The 16,525-nt window shown below is 34.8% G+C and carries 13 protein-coding genes; 4 read left to right on the plus strand and 9 right to left on the minus strand.

The genetic code is table 11. The features are described from left to right. Positions 1-36 precede the first annotated feature (36 nt). The 6 genes from lepB to LUU93_RS10405 all read right to left on the minus strand — a co-directional run bounded on the left by lepB (position 37) and on the right by LUU93_RS10405 (position 5,312). On the minus strand, positions 37-1,590 hold the full coding sequence (gene lepB, locus LUU93_RS10380; protein WP_232680933.1) for a signal peptidase I: 1,554 nt from the start codon (positions 1,588-1,590) through the stop codon (positions 37-39). A gap of 65 nt (positions 1,591-1,655) precedes the next feature. Then, positions 1,656-2,357: a 4-hydroxy-tetrahydrodipicolinate reductase gene (gene dapB, locus LUU93_RS10385; RefSeq protein ID WP_232680935.1), complete on the minus strand. Its 702-nt coding sequence runs from the start codon at positions 2,355-2,357 to the stop codon at positions 1,656-1,658. Positions 2,358-2,396: 39 nt separating this feature from the next. Next, on the minus strand, positions 2,397-2,957 hold the full coding sequence (locus tag LUU93_RS10390) for a DUF5683 domain-containing protein (RefSeq protein ID WP_232680936.1): 561 nt from the start codon (positions 2,955-2,957) through the stop codon (positions 2,397-2,399). Then, positions 2,957-3,859 (minus strand): ParB/RepB/Spo0J family partition protein, encoded by a 903-nt coding sequence (locus tag LUU93_RS10395; RefSeq protein WP_056200983.1) that lies wholly within the window; start codon positions 3,857-3,859, stop codon positions 2,957-2,959. The genes LUU93_RS10390 and LUU93_RS10395 overlap by 1 nt, the downstream gene beginning before the upstream one ends. 5 nt (positions 3,860-3,864) lie before the next feature. Continuing rightward, entirely contained in the window at positions 3,865-4,632 is a 768-nt protein-coding gene (locus tag LUU93_RS10400) for a ParA family protein (RefSeq protein WP_232680938.1), read from the minus strand. Positions 4,633-4,910: 278 nt separating this feature from the next. Next, positions 4,911-5,312, minus strand: coding sequence for a septal ring lytic transglycosylase RlpA family protein (locus LUU93_RS10405; RefSeq protein WP_232680940.1), 402 nt, complete (start codon positions 5,310-5,312; stop codon positions 4,911-4,913). Positions 5,313-5,503: 191 nt separating this feature from the next. On the opposite strand from LUU93_RS10405, the gene LUU93_RS10410 reads away from it, so the two are divergent. Beyond that, positions 5,504-7,678 carry a pectate lyase-like domain-containing protein gene (locus tag LUU93_RS10410; RefSeq protein ID WP_232680941.1) on the plus strand — a complete coding sequence of 725 codons (2,175 nt, stop codon included), beginning with the start codon at positions 5,504-5,506 and terminating at the stop codon, positions 7,676-7,678. Positions 7,679-7,842: 164 nt separating this feature from the next. Here the strand turns inward: LUU93_RS10410 and LUU93_RS10415 are convergent, their stop codons facing one another. After that, positions 7,843-8,535, minus strand: a complete 693-nt coding sequence (locus LUU93_RS10415) for a LytR/AlgR family response regulator transcription factor (RefSeq protein ID WP_232680942.1) — start codon at positions 8,533-8,535, stop codon at positions 7,843-7,845. Further along, entirely contained in the window at positions 8,532-9,401 is an 870-nt protein-coding gene (locus LUU93_RS10420; RefSeq protein WP_232680944.1) for a sensor histidine kinase, read from the minus strand. Before LUU93_RS10420 ends, LUU93_RS10415 begins: the two co-directional genes overlap by 4 nt. 398 nt (positions 9,402-9,799) lie before the next feature. Here LUU93_RS10420 and LUU93_RS10425 point away from each other — a divergent pair, with 398 nt between their 5' ends. Genes LUU93_RS10425 through LUU93_RS10435 form a run of 3 tightly spaced genes read left to right on the plus strand, consistent with a single transcriptional unit; the run spans position 9,800 to position 14,805 of the window. Further along, complete coding sequence (locus tag LUU93_RS10425) at positions 9,800-11,194, plus strand: DUF3500 domain-containing protein (protein WP_232680946.1); 1,395 nt, start codon at positions 9,800-9,802, stop codon at positions 11,192-11,194. Positions 11,195-11,208: 14 nt separating this feature from the next. Then, positions 11,209-12,561 carry a HupE/UreJ family protein gene (locus LUU93_RS10430; protein WP_232680948.1) on the plus strand — a complete coding sequence of 451 codons (1,353 nt, stop codon included), beginning with the start codon at positions 11,209-11,211 and terminating at the stop codon, positions 12,559-12,561. 30 nt (positions 12,562-12,591) lie between these two features. Then, the gene (locus LUU93_RS10435) at positions 12,592-14,805 is read left to right on the plus strand and encodes a TonB-dependent receptor (protein ID WP_232680949.1); all 2,214 of its coding nucleotides are present in this window, start codon (positions 12,592-12,594) and stop codon (positions 14,803-14,805) included. Positions 14,806-15,149: 344 nt separating this feature from the next. On the opposite strand, the gene LUU93_RS10440 is transcribed toward LUU93_RS10435, so the two are convergent. After that, positions 15,150-16,496 carry a DUF4302 domain-containing protein gene (locus tag LUU93_RS10440; protein WP_232680950.1) on the minus strand — a complete coding sequence of 449 codons (1,347 nt, stop codon included), beginning with the start codon at positions 16,494-16,496 and terminating at the stop codon, positions 15,150-15,152. Positions 16,497-16,525 lie beyond the last annotated feature (29 nt).

The following is a 16,525-nucleotide window of genomic DNA, read 5'->3' on the forward strand; positions in this document are numbered from 1 at the left end:
TAAACGATTTACCAGTTCAACGAATTAACGTTTTTTTTATGCTTTATTCTGTTTTCTTTTTCTCCAGAAAAATTCTCCAACAAAGTATAGGGCAAGAATAATTAGGAAATATTTGAAATACGATTGCGGCTGTCCTTCACCGTCAACAGTAGTGAAAACTCTGCTCCAGCGAATTTTGTTGATACCTTTTCCGTTTGTGTCCCAGCTCATCCAGATGAAAACTGGTTTTCCTACAATGTGATTTTCAGGAACGTAACCCCAATAACGACTATCTTCAGAGTTGTGACGGTTGTCTCCCATCATCCAATAGTAATTTTGTTTGAAGGTATAAGTGTTTGTTTCTTTTCCGTTTATGATAAATTTAGAGCCGCTTAGTTCTAAAGTGTTTCCTTCGTAATTCGTGATGATCTCTTTATAAAACGGAAGAGATGTATTCGTTAAAGCAACTGTTTTACCAGCTTCCGGAATATAAATTGGGCCAAAATTATCCTGATTCCATTTGTTGATATGCGGGAAAATGGCATTGTCATTTCCTTTGTCAATCTCTCTTTTTACAGCAGTAACGCCAGGAGTATTTCTTAAACGTTCAGCACTTGCTTCGGTCAGAGCTCTAAAATAAAGCGTATCTCTTTTTTCAGTTCTAAAACCTGCTGGATCTGTAATGTCTAATTCTTTAAATAAAGATTCAAAATCAATAGATGTTTTTCCGTCTAAAGCTACAGAATAAGAATATTGAGGTTTTGCTCTTTCAGGTAAAATAAGTTTTTTTCCGTTGATGAAAACTAAGCCGTCTTTAATTGATAAACTGTCGCCAGGAATACCAACACATCTTTTTACATAATTTGATTTTTTATCGATTGGTTTAATAACACCCGGTCTTCCTTTTGGCTCATAAAAATAATGTACCGTATCAACCGGCCAGTTGAATACTACGATGTCATTTCTTTTTATTTGTTCAAAAGCCGGAAGCCTGAAATAGGGTAATTGCGGCCAGCTTAAATATGATTTTCTTTTCGTTAACGGGATAGAATCGTGAACCATTGGCAGCGCAATAGTTGTCATTGGAACCCTTGGGCCATAATTTACCTTACTTACGAACAGGAAATCTCCAATTAATAATGATTTCTCTAAGGAAGAAGTTGGAATTGTATAAGGCTGAATAACGTAAGTATGTACTAAAGTGGCAACAATAATTGCAAAAAGTAAAGAGCTTACAGTATCTGCTGTTTTGTTTTCAGGAGTTAATTTTCTGTCAGCGTTATATTCTAATTTCTGTGTGTAATTTACATAGTAGATGTAAAAACCAAGAGTAAAAATCCCTAAAATAGTATCTAAAGTTGATTTTTTGCCAAACGTTCTAAGTGTTTCAACCCAAACAACCGGAAACATAATTAAGTTAATAATTGGAATGAAAAGTAATAATGTCCACCAGGTTGGGCGGCTGATAATTTTCATTAAAACAATTGAATTATATACCGGAATTGCCGCTTCCCAGCTTTTTCTCCCTGCTGTTTGATACAATTTCCAAGTACCAACGAAATGAATAATTTGAACAGCTAAGAAAAATACGAACCAAGAGTAAAGAGTCATAATATAGTATTTTAAGTTTCAAATTCTGGATTGAATGTTTGGTTTAATCCAGAATTTTTATCAATTTATTGTAAGTTTAATACATCTTTCATAGTGAAAATTCCCTGCTTTCCTGCAAGCCACTCTGCTGCGATAACGGCGCCAAGGGCAAAACCTTCACGATTGTGGGCAGTATGTTTAATCTCAATGCTGTCGATAGCAGAATCGTAGTTTACGGTATGTGTACCCGGAACTTCTCCAATTCTTTTAGCTTCAATATGAATTTCACCTTTTTTTGCTTCATCTAAAGTCCAGTTCGAATAATCACTGTTTTGAATAACGCCTTGTGCTAAAGAAATTGCAGTTCCGCTTGGAGCATCAAGTTTGTGAATGTGGTGAATTTCTTCCATCGTAACTTTATAAGAATCAAACTGATTCATGATTTTGGCTAAATATTCATTTAACCCAAAGAAGATATTCACGCCCAGACTGAAATTTGAGCTGGAAATAAAGCCTCCTTTTTTTTCATTGCAAAGAGCAATCATTTCATCATAATGTTCCAGCCATCCTGTTGTTCCTGAAACTACAGGGACATTAGCATTAAAAGATGCAGTAATATTGTCGACTGCCGCTGACGGAACACTAAAGTCGATCGCAACATCTGCAGTCGAAAGTCCGTCATATGTATTGAATTCGTCTTTCTTTAAAACAATTTCATGACCTCTTTCTAAAGCAATTCGTTCGATTACTTTACCCATTTTTCCGTATCCTAAAAGCGCAATTTTCATTTTGTATGTATTTGTGAATTTTTAAATAGAAGAAACTATTTAAAAACGATAATTAAAAGTTAGTCCGACATTTGGTTTAAATGTTACATCGGCGGGATAAATTTCTGGACGAAGTGATAATCTTTCGTTTACGTTAAATTGAATCAGAGCCGCATCAACATTGGCATCAATGATATTTAAAACGTAAAAGCCAACAACAAATAAGGCAGATAAATCTCTGTTTCTCTGATAAAATTTCTGACCGGCAATAAGTCTGCTTTCGTCAAGATATTGGTATTTATCATCATTATAGCCTTCTAATCTTCGTTTGTAGGCATCACGATAATCATGATATTTTTTATTGTTATCAATATAAAAGTATAAACTTGTACCAATTGCTCCGTATACGAGCGGGACTTTCCAGTATTTTTTATTGTATACCTGACCCAAACCAGGTAAAATAGCCGAATAGAAAGCTGCTTTTGCAGGTGTAAGCGGATCTATTTCTATTAATGCAGTTGTGTCTTTAACGACTAAAACCGTGTCTTTTTTTGCCTGGGCAAAAAGAGAAACGGTTCCTATGAGAAAGAACAATAGACTTATGGGGACAATTTTATTCACTATCCGTTTATTAATTTTATAATTCGATTAAAGTCGGCTTCAGAATTAAACGGGATTGTGATTTTTCCTTTTCCGTTACCAGCGACTTTTATATCAACTTTCGAACCAAAATAATCATTGAAAGTGTTTTTTTGTGTTTCCCTAACCACAAACGAAGAATCTGCTTTAGGCTTTCCTTCTGCTTTTGGCTGTAAACTTTCGTGATAATTTTTTACTAAAGTTTCTGTTTCACGAACAGATAAATTTTGACTTACGATTTTTTGGTAAATATCAGTCTGAACGTCTAAATCTTCAATATTAATAATGGCACGGCCGTGTCCCATACTAATGAAACCATCGCGAATACCAGTTTGAATAATTGGATCAAGTTTTAAAAGACGTAAATAATTGGCAATTGTAGAACGTTTTTTTCCAACGCGCTCGCTCATTTGCTCTTGTGTTAATTGAATTTCGTCAATTAAACGCTGATAAGAAAGTGCGATCTCGATTGGGTCTAAGTCATGACGCTGAATGTTTTCAACTAGTGCCATAACAAGAGACTCATTGTCATTAGCAATACGAATGTATGCCGGAACATGAGTTAAACCAACTAAAGTTGAAGCACGCAAACGACGCTCTCCAGAAATTAACTGGTATTTATTAAAATCTAATTTTCGAACAGTAATAGGCTGAATCACACCAAGTTCTTTAATAGAAGTGGCTAATTCGCGCAATGATTCTTCATTAAAATTGCTTCTAGGCTGAAACGGATTTATTTCGATAGCACTTATTTCAAGCTCAATAATATTTCCAACAACCTTGTCAGCATTTTTGTCTTCTACTGATGTAATGTCGTTTTCCGGATCTTTTAATAACGCTGATAATCCTCTTCCTAAGGCTTGTTTTTTAATTGCTTTTGTCATAAAAACTATTTACTGTTTTTCTTTATAATTTCTTGAGCTAAATGAATGTAATTAACGGCCCCTTTGCTTGTAGCATCATAATTAATGATACTTTCTCCAAAACTTGGTGCCTCGCTTAATTTTACATTTCGCTGAATAACGGTATCAAAAACCATATCGTTAAAGTGTTTTTGAACTTCTTCAACAACCTGATTAGATAAACGTAATCTTGAGTCATACATTGTAAGTAATAAACCTTCGATGTCAAGATCAGGGTTGTGGATTTTTTGAATACTTTTTATAGTGTTCAATAATTTTCCTAATCCTTCAAGTGCAAAATATTCACATTGAATTGGAATTACTACTGAGTCGGCAGCTGTTAAAGCATTTAAGGTTAATAAACCTAATGAAGGAGCACAGTCGATAATGATATAATCATATTCGTCTTTTACACTTTCTAATGCTTTTTTAAGCATATATTCTCTGTTTTCTTTGTCAACCAATTCGATTTCGATGGCAACAAGGTCAATGTGAGCAGGAATAACGTCAACATTTGGTGCTGTACATTGTATAACAGTTTCTTTTGGTGTATGGCTGTGTTCAAGTATTTGGTAGGTACCAACTTCAACAGATTCTACATCAATCCCAAGGCCAGATGTAGCATTTGCCTGAGGATCAGCATCGATCAATAATACTTTTTTCTCTAAAACACCTAATGAGGCTGCAAGATTTACAGATGTTGTAGTTTTTCCAACGCCTCCTTTTTGATTAGCAATCGCAATGATTTTGCCCATTTATTTTCTGAATTTTGAACCGTAAAAATACAATTATTTATGGTTTTTGAAAATCTATTTTGTTAACATTTATGAAACTTCGCTTAATCGTTGTTTCGTGCGTGTTCGGCAGAAATTAATTTAAGTTTTGAGCAGAATTACAGACCAGATTCTGGTCATGATGAAAGTTGTTTTTGCAGTAAAAAGTGAACGAATTTAAAATTTACTTTGTAGAAATGATCTCATTCTGTTTTTTCTTTTCTAAAAATATCAATAATAAAAAATAATGAACAAGATTTTTATTTTATAATCTCAATTTTTACATAAACTAAACCGCTCTTTATATTTGAAGCAATGTTCATAAAAGCTCTTTTGCTTAAGTCAATTTCTCTTCCTTTAATAAAAGGTCCTCTATCTGTAACTACTAATATAATACATTTATTATTTTTTTCGTTTGTAACTCTAAGTTTTGTGCCAAAAGGAAGTTTTTTATGGGCAGCAGTCAGCTCATCATTGTTGAATCTTGTACCGCTTGCTGTTTTTCTTCCATTAAATTTATCATGATAATAAGAAGCGTGCGCATTTTCTTTATATAAGATATACTGGTTGTTTTCAGCATTGGGGTCTGTATCAATTGAGTTTTCTTGTGCTGCGGCTGCTGCTGAAAAGGCTAAAGCAATATAGAGTAGTATTATTTTCATTTTCTAATTTCTATTGGGCGCAAAAAAAATCTATTATTAAAAAATGAGAATATCGTATACGGTTTATTTATGCTATTAAAAGGCATATTTGGCACCGTTGTATAGTTTTTGATAAGAAAATTGAAAGATACAGGTTAAAGATTATGACTATTTTAGGAACCCTAAAAACTATTAAACCAAAAACAATTTTTATGATTAAAAAGTTAACCTCAGTATTTACAGCATTTGTGTTTATGCTGATTTTATGCAGTTTTGCAGCATCCAGTTCATCTTCATCTGATAAGAAAAAACAGGAGAATAAAACAGAAGGTAAAATTGTTTACAACAAGAAAAAGCATAACATAACATTATCGTGGCCGGCATTTGGCTCTTCGGGAAATTATGTGATTACAAGAGGAGGCAGTCGTCTGGCATCCAATTTTGTGTCGGTGGGTTCGACTTCAAAATTGACATTTACAGATAATAAACCAAACAAAGATAAATACGAGAACTATTATAAAATTACTCGCAGCGATATAACAATAATAGTTTCGCTGGAAAACCAAATTTTTGGCAGTAATATGTATTTCTACGATAGAAAATATGAAAAAGCTGAAACTGCACGAATTGATATTAATTCGCAATTTAGTGCTATTGGCATGGGCGGAGCAAATGGTGAATGGACAACAAAACGTCAGGCCTATTATTTTAAAGCAAATGTTCATGGCCAGACTTATGATTCAGGCGGGTTGGGTTCTGCATCATCGGCAGAGGCCAATTCAATAGAATTAGGGTTCTACTCTCACATTGGAGGTTTGGGCAAAGTGCCATCAGATGTTAAATTGGGTTCTATCTTCACAAGACCTCACCTTTCTGGCGGGGCAAATGCGACGTGTACATTTTGGCGTTCTGTAGAAAATGTAGAAGTAATACGGGATTTTGCCTGGACAGTTTCTCAATCAACAAGCGCACGAAGAATGCTGATTGAAAGTACTTCAAAATATATTTCAGATGTTGGAAACACCAACTTTTGGGGCAGCGGCGGTTTTATTGCCGATACTCATTATACATCAAACAGACCAAATTGGGGCGGACAGCAGCAATGGTACACGAGAAATACTATTTTTCCGTCGGACTCAGGAGCTATGGGAGGCTCGTATAATATGGTTTGGCAAGGCTGTGTTAATCCTCCGCAAGCAGATGATGTCAACTCTCCAATTCCTACTACACCTGTTATCAGAGAAAAACCTTTTCTTTTTATGGATAATGATGGTGAATACAAAGTATTTGTTCCGGCATGGCAAAAAGATAGAGTAGGAGTTTCATGGTCGTCAACTGATATAGGAAAAGGTAAAATTCAAGATTTACTTACTGATTGGTACGTTGCTAAAGAAGGTGACACCGATGTAGAAATCAATAATGCATTAAAGACAGGTAAAAATATATTTTTTACACCGGGGCATTATGCGTTGAATGCGCCTATTCAGGTAAATAGAAAAGATGCAATCCTTCTGGGTGCCGGTATAGCTTCGGTTACACTGGAGCCTACTGAGAAAAATATTTGGGGATGTATCTATGCTGATGACAAGGATGGAATTATCATTGCCGGACTTCTTACAGATTCATTTAATAGTACAACGTATCAGGTTAGAATTGGTGAGGAAGGTGCAAAAGCAGACCATGCAGCAAATCCGATTTTGCTATCAGATATTACTTGTAGAGTAGGCGGGGTTCAGTCAAAAAATATTCAGATACATACAGCTATGCAAATAAACAGCAGTAATGTGGCGGGCGATCACTTCTGGTTGTGGCGTGCCGATCATGGTTCGCAGAAAGGCGGAGATTTGCGATGGACAAGGGACAGATGTAAAAACGGACTTATTGTTGCAGGAAATGATGTTACACTTTATGCTTTGTTTACAGAACATTTTCAGGAATATGAAGTTTTATGGTTAGGAGAACGCGGCAGAACTTATTTCTTCCAAAATGAACCGCCATACGATGCTCCAAATCAAGCAAGCTGGAGCAGTCAGGGAGGTAAAGTTGATGGTTATGCAGCATTTAAAATAGCGAACACTGTAAAAGATTATCATAGTATAGGAATGGGTTCTTATGCAGTTTTTACAGGAACTGATGGTAATGTGAATAAGAAAAATGGCTTTGAAGCGCCTAACAACCCAAATGTGAAACTCGAAAAAATGTGTATCACCCGTTTTGCTGGCCCGGGTAATATTCAAAACGTTATTAATGGTATTGGCGGCAGCACAGCAGCTGGTGTAAAACGTGTGGCATTATACAATAATAGAGAAGGCACACAACCTTTTGATGAAGAATTTGATTTGCCCAATCGTGAATCATATCCTGCGTATATTGTTATGGAGAAGTAAATAAGAAAAGATACACACTGGAAAATTTTTCAAACAAAGTAAAACTCAATTTATTATAAGTATTGCCAGCAGTTGAAACCATTGAAGGACATTATATTTTTATGAGATTTGTATCCCAAGGTTTCAACCGTGGGATATAAAGAAATTTAATTATTTCCTGAATATTACTGAGATAAATCATTAAATATCTGTAAAAAATCAGTCTCATAATTATTCCCTAACGGAATATCCTGATCGTTAATTTTTATAATTTTATTGCGATAAGACTGTACATAAGATAGGGATACAATATAAGAACGATGCACCCTGCAAAATTCTTGCGAAGGTAATTTTTCTAATAACATTTTCATTGTCATTCTTACAACCAAAGTCTTTTGATTTTTGATATGTACTTTTAAATAATTATCTAATCCTTCGATGTATAAAATATCTGATAGTAACACTTTGGTCAAACCATAATCAACACGAAAAAGAATATAATTTTGTTTATCAGCTTTTTGAATTTGATTTAGCTTTTTAACTTTATCAATAGCTTTCAAAAAGCGGTCATAACTAAATGGTTTCATTAAATAATCTACAGCATTCAATTCATAGCTTTCTGCAGCATATTCTGCATAAGCCGTTGTAAATATTACTGTTGTTTGTTGTGAGATTGACTTGTAAAAATCAATTCCGGAGACAGAAGGCATATTGATATCCAAAAAAAGTAAATCTATCGGATATTCTTCCAGGTAAAACCGTGCATCCTGCGTTTTTGTAAAGAATTTTATTAAATTCACTTCTTTGCTTTGATTGCAAAAAGCTTCTAAAACTTCCAGTGCCGGTAATTCGTCGTCTAATGCAATTGCTGTTATCATACTAGTTCAATTCTTAGATTTACAGTGTAAATATGTTCATTTTCTTCAATTTTTAAAGTATGCTTTTTGGGGTAGTATAACTGTAATCTATCATAGGTATTCTGCAGGCCAATTTTTGAAGATTCTATATTTATAATGCTTACTTTGTGATTAAAAACCGTCATACTTAAATGGTTTTCAGATACTTCAATTGCTATTTTTATAACTGAATTTTCATCAGGGTTTACCCCATATTTAAAAGCATTTTCTATAAACGGGAATAATAATAATGGTGCAATTTTGTACTTTGAAAAATCGCCGTTGGTTTTATATTCTAAATCGACCGCATTTCGCAATCGAGATTTTTGTAAATCAATATAATTGTCAATATAGGTAATCTCTTTTTCTAAAAGTACTTCGTCCTGATTAGAATCTTTAAGCAAATAGCGCATGAACTCCGATAATTTTACAATTGTTTCGGCAGTTTTATCGTCTTTCTTGATAGACAAAGCATAAATACTATTTAAAGTGTTGAATAAAAAATGAGGATGAATTTGTGTTTTAAGATGGGAAAGTTCTGCTTGTAATTTCTCGTTTTCAATGACTTTGTTCCGAACTTTTTCCCTAAGAAACGCAGAAGAAAAAATTACGGCTGTAAATAGAAAAATATGATGCCTGATTTCTTCGAGAAAAAAGAATCCGTTTGGACGTTTTTTAGGCATAAAATCCCTGTCAGGTTTATGGATGTCGGGAAGAAATTCATTATGCGGGGTAAAAGGATTATGACCTGTAAGGATAGACGGTACAATACAAACAATCAATAAACAAATGATAATAATAAAACCATACAAAACATATTTCTTTTTTATATAAAGAGTTTCAATCAAAACATAAAAATTAAGAAAAAAGAAAAGAAGCATTAACAAATTGGCTAAAAAATCCCGTTGGGTAGCTTTTGTAAACAAATAATTTTCCTCCTCAGGAGGACGAGGAGAAAACAATAGAGGAAGAAACAGAAAGACTAAGCTTCCTATAATTAAAAACAAATATGATTTTAGTTTCTCTTGCATAATGATGTAAAATTATACAATATTAAACAGCAGCAAAAAAAATGTGGTGAAATGGGAAAATGTAGTTGTGTATATTGTTGTGAAAAGAAAAGGGGATGATTTTCATTTACTTACCACTACAAAAGTACTGTTGGCCACAAAAAAGAACCCCGCTGAAATAATCATATAATTTTGAAGTTTGAAAATCCAATAAACCTTTAAACCTATAAATTACTATGAAAAAAACAAAATTAATTTTATTAGGAGTTATTGCTTTCCTTTTAGCAATTGTATTTGCCTGCAGCAAAAGTGATGATGACTCTTCTAGTTCAGCCTCGGTTACGACACTTGTAAGCGGATCTGCTGTTTTTTCTTCAACAGCCACTATTAATGTTGCTTATACAGGAACTGCTACACTCCCTTACACAGGCGGTAACGGCGTGTCTTATTCAGCAGGAACAGCTATTGCCTCAACTGGTGTCACCGGATTAACAGCTACCCTGACGGCAGGAACACTTGCAAACGGTGCCGGCAGCCTGACGTACACTATTACAGGAACACCTGCATCATCAGGGACTGCCAGTTTTGTAATTACATTTGGAGGGCAGACTGTAACCATTACTTTAACGGTAAATTCTGCCACTACGGTAGATTGCTCTTCAGAAACCGGAGTTACAAAAGTAGTTTGTTTAGCCAATGCTTTTTTGGCTACATTAACTACAACGCAGCAAACATCAGTGATGCTTACACTAAATCTTTCCAATGCCAAAAGATGGTCTAATCTGCCTTGTGCCTTATCCTGTAGAAATGGGTTATTATTTAGCAGTCTTACTTCTGCTCAGCAAACAGCTGCATTAGCATTAATTAAAGCGGCTGCAGGTACTGATTCTGGCGAAGGGTATGATGAATTTAGTACAATTAGAACAGCAGATGATTATTTAGGAACAACGGCATCCGGGTATTCGTCAGGTAATTATGTAATTGCATTTTTAGGGACACCAAGTACAACCGGAAAATGGATGCTGCAGTTTGGCGGGCATCATTACGCTCAAAATATTACTTATGATGCAGGAGCTGTAACAAGTATTACGCCTATGCACGAAGCGGTTGAGCCGGCAGGTTCTTTTACTTACAGCGGTACAACATATACAAGTCCATTAGCATCGGAACAAGCTGCAATGGCAAATATGCTTGCTTCTTTTTCAACTGCCGAATTAGCTGCTGCGAAAACTTCTTCAACGTTTTCTGACTGTTTAATGGTACCTGGTTCTACAACAAATACTTTCCCGTCTACAAAATTAGGGATTAAGGTAAGCGAATTAAGTACAGCTGCCCAGGCAAAAGTTTTAGCAGCAATGCTGCCTTGGATTAATGATGTAGATGCAGCGTCAGCAGCGACATTTACGACCCTATATACGAATGAATTGGCCAATACTTATGTAACCTATGCGAGCAATAATAGTGGTGTTTCAGGAAGTGCAAGTAGTTTTCTAACAGCAAATACTGACTATGTGAGAATTGATGGGCCAAGTGTTTGGATAGAATTTATATGCCAAAGCGGAGTAGTGCTTTCAGGAATTCATTATCATACCGTTTTTAGAGATCATACCCGTGATTATATCGGATTGTAAAATAATACGAAACTATGATTCATAAATTAATTTTAAGCAACCGCCATCCTTTGGGATGGAGGTTGTTTTTCTTTTTAACATTGGTAATGTGCTGTACTTCTCAAGGAATATTTGCGCATCAAACACCAAGTACGATTGTATTATTAGATGTAAATCCTAAAGCGGTTTCTGTCGAACTCCAATTGCCTCTTGGGGAATTAGAACTTGCTTTTGGGCATGAAATTACAAAAGACCCTGAGCATTTAATTGAAAAATTTGGATCACAGCTCAAAGAATATTTATTAGCGCATATTCATCCAATGACTGAAAAAAATAAACCCTGGATAGTTGAAGTGACCAATATGATTGTTGGAAAAGCTGAACAAACAGGGAGCGGGCAATATCAGGAAATTACTGTACAACTTGTTCTTATTCCCCCAACAGGAGAAAGTACCCGAAAATTCATTTTTGATTATGATGTAATTATGCATCAATTGGTCACCCATAGTGCTTTGGTTTCTATTCGTAGTGACTGGGAATTGGGACAAACAAACAAAGAGCCTGTAAAAGCTGGCGTTATAAGAGTAGACACCCAATCATCGCTTATTTATCCATTAGAAATAAATTTAGAAAAAGGAGGTAATTGGTGGACAGGTTTCAAAGGAATGTTTTTTTTAGGAATGGAACATATACGTGAAGGCACCGATCATCTATTGTTTCTGCTTGTCTTATTATTACCGGCCCCTCTGGTGATAAAACGAAAACAATGGGGAAATTTTGGAGGAACCAAATACAGCATTATGCGATTGCTGAAAATTGTCACCGCTTTTACAATTGGACATTCTGTTACACTTTTAATTGGAGCATCAGGCTGGGTTAACCTGCCGGTGAAACCTGTTGAGATTTTAATTGCTGTTTCTATTTTAATTTCTGCAATACATGCCATTTATCCTATTTTTCCAAACAAAGAAGTTTATGTTGCAGCTGGTTTTGGGTTAGTGCACGGTTTGGCTTTTGCGACAGTACTTTCCGTTTTAAATTTAGATGCAGGTGTTATGGCTTTAAGTATTTTGAGTTTTAATATTGGTATAGAAATAATGCAGATGTTTGTAGTTATTCTCATAATTCCATGGCTAATTCTATTGAGTCAGACTCCTGTATATAAATGGGTTAGAGTTGTATGGGCACTGTTAGCCGGAATTGCTTCCCTGGCCTGGATTTCGGAACGGGTTTTTGAAAAACCAAATAAGATATCAATCCTAATACAAAATAATTATGGGCTTGCTCCTTGGGGAATTTTTATGTTAGCACTTTTTTCCTTAACTATTTTTGGAGGACACTACTGGATCAAACGTAAAAAGAATACAAACCAATCTACCATTTCCTGAACTGTTTTTAAAGTGCCAATTGATTTAAATATGAGAAAACATGCTTTTACCTTCGCATTATTATTTAGTTTAACCACTTTCAGCCAGACTCAAAAAGGAATTGTTATTGATGAAAACGGAAAACCAATAGAAAACGCCACGATTACTAATCCAAAATCAAATACACATTCGCATACTAACGAAACCGGAGTATTTAATATTGATAAATCTAATATTGGAGATGTACTGAATATAATTGCATTTGGGTACAAAAAAATGATTTATGCCATTACCAATTCTGAAATTAGTATTGTGATGGAAAGTGATAGTTTTAAACTGGAAGAAGTGGTTATTCAGTCTAAAATAGCGGCAATTAATGTGATTTCTAAAATTGATCTGGAAACCACTCCGGTGAATTCTTCGCAGGAAATTTTGCGTAAAGTACCGGGATTGTTTATTGGACAGCATGCCGGCGGGGGTAAAGCAGAACAAATATTTTTAAGGGGTTTTGACATCGATCATGGTACTGATATTGCAATTAATGTGGATGGAATGCCCGTAAATATGGTTTCTCATGCGCATGGACAAGGTTATGCCGATTTACATTTTGTTATCCCGGAAACGGTCGAGAAAATAGATTTTGGAAAAGGAACGTATTATGCAGACAAAGGTGATTTTGCAACGGCCGGATATGTTGATTTTGGAACAAAAGAAAAACTCGATTTTAGCAGTATTAGAATAGAAGCAGGGCAGTTTAATACTTTTAGAACAGTAGGTTTGTTTGATCTTTTGGGAAATAACAAAAAGCAAAGTGCTTATATTGCTGCCGAATATATTCTTACTGACGGACCATTTGATTCGCCTCAAAATTTTAACAGAATTAATTTGTTTGGAAAATATTCTTTTGTTTTAGAAGATAACAGCCGTTTTTCAGTTACAGCTTCCCGTTTCACCAGCAAATGGGATGCCTCAGGACAAGTGCCGCAGCGATTGGTGGATGCCGGAACGATTTCGAGATTTGGATCTGTAGATGATACAGAAGGCGGATCAACTTCAAGATCTAATTTTAATGTTTCATTGATTAAACCGGTCGATGAGAATACTTTTTTGAAAGCCAATACCTTTTATTCAAATTATAAATTCGAATTGTTTTCGAATTTTACTTTTTTTCTGGAAGATCCTGTAAATGGGGATCAGATTAAGCAAAAAGAAGATAGAAATCTTTTCGGAATCAATGCAGAGCTGAATAAAAACATTCATAAAGAATCCGTTGATTTATTATTTCAACTGGGATTTGGTGTGAGAAACGATGCTGCAGCCAATACCGAATTGTCACATACATTGAATAGAAAAACCACTTTAGAACAAATTAAATTAGGCGATATTGATGAGTCAAATATATTTACGTATTTAAACTCAGAGATTCGTTTGGGTAAGTGGCTGATTAATCCTGCTGTTCGACTGGATTATTTTAAGTTTGGGTATCAGGATAAGCTGGCTGCTAATTACAAAACACAGACCGAAAGTAAGGTAAAAGTATCGCCAAAACTAAATTTTGTTTACTCACAAAATAATGATTTACAATTTTATCTCAAAACAGGAATGGGGTTTCACTCGAATGATGCCAGAGTTGTGACAGCAAATAATGGAAAAGAAATTTTACCAACTGCAGTTGGTACAGATTTAGGCACGATTTGGAAACCGTTTCCAAGATTAATTGTTAATTCGGCCTTGTGGTATTTGTATTTGCAGCAAGAGTTTGTATACGTAGGCGATGCAGGAGTTGTTGAGCCAAGCGGAGAAACGAGGCGGGCTGGTTTTGATTTGGGAGTTCGCTATCAGCTAAGTGATTATTTCTTTTTTAATCTGGATGCCAATTATACATATGCACGAAGTATTAATGAGCCTGAAGGGAAAAATTACATTCCGCTGGCCCCGGATTTTACTTCCACGGGAGGGCTAAGTTTTCAAAACTGGAAAGGTTTTTCAGGAGGTTTACGTTACCGATACATGAAAAATCGTCCAGCCAACGAAGATAATTCGATTGTTGCAAAAGGATATTTTATCTCTGATTTCAATATAAATTATACATTTAAAAGAATAGTTTTTGGAGTATCGATTGAAAATATATTCAATTCAAAATGGAATGAAACTCAGTTTGCCACAGAATCCAGATTAAAGAATGAAACGACTGGTGTAGAAGAAATTCATTTTACTCCCGGTACCCCTTTTTTCCTGAAGGCAGGAATAAGTTATAAATTTTAAGCATTTATATATTTCAATGTACCAATTATTGGTTCCTGAATTTAATAAAACAAAACAGGCGGCTGATTATACCTGAATTTACGTCTTTAACAATTTTTGTTTATATGAAAAAATCAAAAAGCCGCCTCAAGTTTTAAATTGAGACGACTTTTTTTAAAATACTGTAGGTACAGTACAGACTGGGATTGTTTAATCTCGCATTTGCCGGAGAAATAATGGTATAATGCGGATCGTTTTGTATTTGAGTGTAATTTTCATCATCAGGAGTGTGAATCTTTGTTTTGGAAGTCCTCTTTTCTGAATCTTGTAATGATTATTTTCTTTTTAAATCGTATTTAAATTAATTATTGAAATGAGTAAGCAACCATTCTAAAAGGGGTTGTTGTACTTGTAAAAGTATAAGCCCTATAACCAACAACCGGTATTTCTGCAAAATAAAGACCTTGAGGATTCATAAATTCATCATCGAGTGTTTTTAAAAAAGAAGGGGCTGTGATTGTTGGTGATTTGGGATTACGACCAGATTTCCAGGCATCAGGAATAAATGTGATTGTTTTGTTTACATCATCTGCTTTTAAAGTAAAGTAATGATAATATATTACGCTTCCAATTCTGTATTCTACATAATTAGTGCCATCAGCATTATTAAACCAAAACTGTGCTCTTTGCAGGGGTTCACCGTTAGCTTCCTCTATATCATTTAATAAAGATAAAAATAATGCAGAGTTTGCTCCTTCAAGTTCTGTATAATCATGTATATAAGCATAGGCATTATTTCCATTTCCAATTCCGGGCAATAGTAATGTATAATCATCCGTTAAAATCAAAGGTTTATCAGTATATTTAATTGCAGCACTCACACCATTTGTACCCGTTGCAGTAAAACTACCTGTGCTGTCATCATAAATAAATTCAGTTAATTTCTGATCGTTGACCACTACTGGCGGACTCACAATAATACCTGTTTTTGTAAACGCAATACCCATATTATAACTCATATTGTAACCCTGCTCTACAGAATTTGCAATTGCAAACCGGGGTCTGGGAGCATAATTAAAATCTAGTTTATGGATATTGGTACCATCATTAATTTCCAATAATCTAAAAAGAGAACGTTTATCTGAACCTATTATATTTTGAGCCATTTCTGTATTTAGTTCCAGATCTGTCCAATCTTCAGCAGTTGCTTTTACGAAGCGTAATTCTTCAAAGCTGCGTTTGGTTTTAAAAATGATTTCGCCATTTTCCTCTCCGTAATATAAAAACTGAAAATCTCCTTCGTATCCTCTGCCTTTTAATCCGGGCACAGGAAAATTATTTGAATCAGATAACAGGTGTATTCTGTTTTTAGTAGTAAACACTAAACTAATCGTACTCCCAATCTCAATACTATAATCACTGTTATAAGTACTGGTATTGCTGTCAAAATCAGATGCCATGGCTACTTTTCCGTCAGCAGAAAATTTAAACAAATGTGTAAATCCGCCAAGCTGTGTGTTATCTGTAAAATAAACTGCTTTCCACCCATATTCAGACGAAAGCAAGAGATCATTAAGTTCTTTTTCGCGGGCATTTAATCTTTCAGCAGGTGTCTGATCAAATTTTTGTTCTGCTTCATTACTAACACAGGCTCCTAATTGTGCTGTTAGAAAAGCAATAATTAGAAACTTAAATATATTTTTTATTTTCATAATGTTTTCTTTTTAAGTTATCCTAACTT

The organism is Flavobacterium soyae (assembly GCF_021245985.1).
In the GTDB taxonomy this organism is placed as follows: domain Bacteria; phylum Bacteroidota; class Bacteroidia; order Flavobacteriales; family Flavobacteriaceae; genus Flavobacterium; species Flavobacterium soyae.